This window comes from Ornithinibacter sp. (assembly GCF_035443565.1).
In the GTDB taxonomy this organism is placed as follows: domain Bacteria; phylum Actinomycetota; class Actinomycetes; order Actinomycetales; family Dermatophilaceae; genus Fodinibacter.
Map to the genome: position 1 here is coordinate 1 of NZ_DAORSO010000180.1, position 3,915 is coordinate 3,915.

At 72.6% G+C, this 3,915-nt stretch carries 5 protein-coding genes; 1 reads left to right on the forward strand and 4 read right to left on the reverse strand.

Annotated elements, in window-relative coordinates; translation table 11 throughout:
- Positions 1 to 188: 188 nt before the first annotated feature.
- On the reverse strand, positions 189 to 1,166 hold the full coding sequence (locus PLL68_RS12910; protein WP_324534703.1) for an NAD(P)H-quinone oxidoreductase: 978 nt from the start codon (positions 1,164 to 1,166) through the stop codon (positions 189 to 191).
- Between the two features lie 130 nt (positions 1,167 to 1,296).
- On the opposite strand from PLL68_RS12910, the gene PLL68_RS12915 reads away from it, so the two are divergent.
- On the forward strand, positions 1,297 to 1,464 hold the full coding sequence (locus PLL68_RS12915; protein WP_324534705.1) for a hypothetical protein: 168 nt from the start codon (positions 1,297 to 1,299) through the stop codon (positions 1,462 to 1,464).
- A 118-nt stretch (positions 1,465 to 1,582) separates the two neighbouring features.
- Here PLL68_RS12915 and PLL68_RS12920 read toward each other — a convergent pair whose 3' ends face one another.
- The 3 genes from PLL68_RS12920 to PLL68_RS12930 form a co-directional block, all read right to left on the reverse strand.
- The gene (locus tag PLL68_RS12920; RefSeq protein ID WP_324534707.1) at positions 1,583 to 2,527 is read right to left on the reverse strand and encodes an outer membrane protein assembly factor BamB family protein; all 945 of its coding nucleotides are present in this window, start codon (positions 2,525 to 2,527) and stop codon (positions 1,583 to 1,585) included.
- Positions 2,528 to 2,551: 24 nt separating this feature from the next.
- Entirely contained in the window at positions 2,552 to 3,151 is a 600-nt protein-coding gene (locus tag PLL68_RS12925; protein ID WP_324534709.1) for an outer membrane protein assembly factor BamB family protein, read from the reverse strand.
- A 120-nt stretch (positions 3,152 to 3,271) separates the two neighbouring features.
- A partial coding sequence (locus tag PLL68_RS12930) for an IclR family transcriptional regulator (protein WP_324534711.1) occupies positions 3,272 to 3,915 on the reverse strand: 644 nt, incomplete at its 5' end.

Consider the following 3,915-nt stretch of genomic DNA (forward strand, 5'->3'; position numbering starts at 1 on the left):
GGGCCACGAGGCCCGTCAGGACCAGGGCGACGGTGCTCATGCCCTGATGTCTACCCCATCCGCGCACCCACGCGCGTCAGCATCCTCATACCCGCGCACGTCGAGAGGAGGCAACACGCAGGGTGGATCCGCCCGCGGCATCCCTGCGTGTTGCCTCCTCTCGAGTTCGCGCGATTGCGCGACAGAGGTCAGGGGGTCAGCAGGATCTTGCCGATGTGGGCGCTCGCCTCGAGCTCGCGGTGCGCGGCCGCGGCATCAGCGAGTGGATGCCGCGACATCACCACCGGGCGCACCTCACCTGCCTCGATGAGCGGCCACACGTGCTCGCGCACGGCCGCGACGATCGTGGCCTTCTCGCCGAGGGGCCTGGCCCGCAGCGAGGTCGCGATGACCGCGGCCCGCTTGCGCAGCAGCACGCCGAGGTCGAGTTCTGCGCGAGTGCCGCCCTGCATCCCGATGACCACGAGCCGGCCACCCGTGGCGAGCACCGAGACGTTGCGGGCCAGGTACTTGGCCCCCATGTTGTCGAGGACGACGTCGGCGCCCGCTCCGTCCGTCGCGGCCATCACCCGGTCGACGAAGTCCTCCTCGCGGTAGTTGACGAGCACCTCGGCGCCGAGGTCGGCGCAGGCCGCCAGCTTCTCCGGCGACCCGGCCGTGACGGCCACGACGGCGCCGATCGCCCGACCGAGCTGGATGGCCATCGTCCCGATTCCCGAGGAGCCACCGTGCACGAGCAGGGTCTCGCCGGGCTGGAGGTTGGCGGTGAGGAACACGTTGGACCACACGGTGCACGTGACCTCGGGAAGCGCCGCCGCCTCGATGAGCGAGACCCCGGTCGGCACCGGCAACAGCTGACCAGCGGGCACGCGCACCAGCTCGGCGTACCCCCCGCCCGAGAGCAGCGCACAGACCTCGTCGCCGACCGACCAGCCCTCGACCCCGTCGCCCAGGGCCTCGATCGTGCCGCTGACCTCGAGCCCGGGCACGTCGGATTCGCCGGGCGGCGGGGGGTAGTGGCCCTGCCGTTGCAGCACGTCGGCACGGTTGACCCCGGCGGCGGCGACCCGCACCAGGACCTCGCCGGTGGCGGGCTCGGGGTCGGGCACCTCGCTGAGCACCAGGGCCTCGGGGCCGCCGAACTCGGGGATCGTGATCGCCTTCATGCCTTCAACCTATGCCGTGGCGCGCCCGACGCCGGCTCCGCTGGAGAGGGCGATGGCTCCATCAGGCCATTGCCTCCCACCCGCCGGCCGCGGACCATGGGAGCACCCTCGATGACCTGGGAGGTATGACATGCGCGACGTCCGGTGCTTGGCGGGTCTGCGCCAGTGGGTGCACCACGTGAACCGCGAGAAGAGCGGCAAGGGAGGCGGATTCGACCTGTGCTCACGGTGTGGCCGGGAGAAGAAGGACTATGACGGCAGCGGCAACCCGTCGTTCAAGGGCCCGCTCATCGGCTGACGCGGGGCTCGGTGGGCCGTCCCTCACCGGCCTCGACGAGCGGCCAGACGTGCTCGCGCACGGCCGCCACGCTCGACGCCTTCTCGGCAGCGGTTCGCACCGTCGTGCCCAGTCGCCCTCAGCCGAGGTCGAACGCGTACAGTCGGTTCTTCGCGGTGCCGAAGCCGAAGTTGCTGTACCCGGTGCCCCAGTAGACCGACCCGTTGGAGATCGCGGCCCCGGACAGGCACGAGCCGCCGCTCTCGAACTCCCAGAGCACCTCGCCGGTCGCGGCGTCGAGGGCGTACATCCACCCGGAGGGGTCGAGGGAGCAGCCGAAGACCACACCGTTGGCGGTGGTCACCGGGCCCGAGGTGGCGCCACCGTGGGGTGGCCTGGTCTCCCAGATCAGCTGGCCCGTTCCGGCGTCGAGGGCGCTCCAGACCCCCGTGGTCGCTCCTCCGGGACCGGGCCACGGGATGCCGTTGCTGTTGGCGTTGGCCGTGTAGACCCGCCGGCCGTCGACCGCCGAGCCCCACTGGAGGCCTCCGGCGGTCCCACCGGGCCCGGCCTGGGTGACCCACTTCTTCGCGCCGGTGTCGGGGTCGAGCGCCCAGTACTGGCCGCTCTTCTGGCCGGCGCCGACGAACTGGCTGCCCTTGGCGGGGCCGCTCTTGACCGTGTACAGCGCGGGCGCCTGACCGAAGTCGAAGTCCGGGCCGGACGGCTCGGGGCAGTTCGCGCCGTCGCCGATGAAGGGGATGCAGTCCACCGTCCACGCGTCGAAGTCGAGGGCGCGGGTGGCCCACTTCACGGCCCCGGTGCGCATGTCGAGCGAGAGGATCGAGTCGAAGTGGTTGTCCGCCGGCAGGCACGCCTGCTTCTGCCCGGTGGTCGTCGCGGCGTCGACGCAGACCAGGGCCTCGGGCGGCGCGTCGTAGTTGTTGCCCGTCGCGACGTAGACCGAGCCGCGCTTGGTGTCGATCGCCGGCGAGCTGCCCCAGACCGCATTGCCGGGGTAATCGGCCGGGGTCATCAGGGTCTTCCACAGCAGCTTGCCCGTCTCGAGGTCGAGGGCTGCCACCGCTCCCCGGAACGTGCAGCAGTCCTAGCCGGGGACGACCGCCGACAGCAGCTCCTCCTGCGACGCGGTGCCGACGTAGACCACGCCGTCGAAGACGGTGGCCGACTGGGTGATGATCGCCGCCGGGTGGTCGTCCAGCTGGGTCTTCCAGAGCAGGTCGCCGGTGTTCTTGTCGACCGCGAAGACCATGCCGCCGCCGCCGAAGGGTCCCTGGTTGCCGAGCACGAGGCGGTCCTGCGTGACGGCCGGGGTCACCCGGGCCTTGTCGTTGGGCACGCCCGTGTACGAGGAGATGGTCCGCTGCCAGTCCACGGAGCCACTGCGCCGGTCCACGGCGTAGAGGTTCCCGGCCCAGTCGGGGGCGTACACCCGCTGGCCGTCCACCGCCGGGGTCGCGGACACGTCACCCCCGGTGACCAGGTGCCACCGCTCGGTGAGGTTGCCCACGGTGGCGGGCGAGATCTTGCTCTCGCTCGCCTGCGACCGGGTGTTCTGCCGGTCGCCGCCGGCGGACGTCCAGCCGTTGCCGCCGGGCGCCGCCATCGCCTGGCCCGCGAGCAGGAGCGAGCCGATCGCTCCCACCACGGCCACGTACCGCATCCGCCGTCGCCATGTCGTCGCCATGTCGGTTCCTCTCCAGAAGGGGCTGGCCCGGGCGTCGCGCGGGGACCACCCATCACCGTATGGCGGGCGTCACACCGCCTACATGGCTCGATCGGGTGGTTGGCGCCCGGGAGGCGACCCTCAGCGGGCCGCGCGACCGAGCCGGGCGCTCAGGGTGTCCGCGGCGCGGCGGACCGCGGCGACGAGCCGGTCGCGAGCGGCGGCGTCGACGTCGGCCTGCGGGTAGGTCACCGCCACCCCCGCCACCGGGTAGTCGTTGTGGTCGAGCACGGCAACCGCGACCGACCCGAGACCGGGTGTCACGAGGCCGTCCTCGACCGCGTGACCCCGCTGGCGCACCGCCTGCAGCTCGGCGCGCAGGCGGGTCGTGGATGCCGGGCCGCGCCCGTCGCGCTGGACGAGCGCCGTGCGGTCGGGGAACAGTGCCCGCACCTGGGCCGCGGGCAGCGCCGCGAGCATCGCGAGCCCCGATGCCGTGAGCACCGCCGGCAGCCGGACCCCCACATCGGTGACGAGCAGCGGCCGGCCGGTGGCCCGCTGCTCGATGACGTAGAGCACGTCGCGCCCGTGGAGGACGGCGAGGTGGGCGTTGTGGCCGGTCTGGTCGACGAGGCGGTCCATCACCGCACGCGCCATTCGCTCCAGCGGGGCCTGCCGCTGGTAGGCCGAGCCCAGCTCGTACGCCGCGAGCCCCAACCCGTAACGACGCGCCTCGGGCAGGTGGCGCACGTACCCGCGGTCCACGAGCACCGTGAGCAGGTGGT

Excerpts from the sequence above, each read along its gene's own strand:
- PLL68_RS12910 (WP_324534703.1), bottom strand. The coding sequence starts at position 1,166 with ATGAAGGCGATCACGATCCCCGAGTTCGGCGGCCCCGAGGCCCTGGTG.
- PLL68_RS12915 (WP_324534705.1), top strand. The coding sequence starts at position 1,297 with ATGCGCGACGTCCGGTGCTTGGCGGGTCTGCGCCAGTGGGTGCACCAC.
- PLL68_RS12925 (WP_324534709.1), bottom strand. The coding sequence starts at position 3,151 with ATGGCGACGACATGGCGACGGCGGATGCGGTACGTGGCCGTGGTGGGA.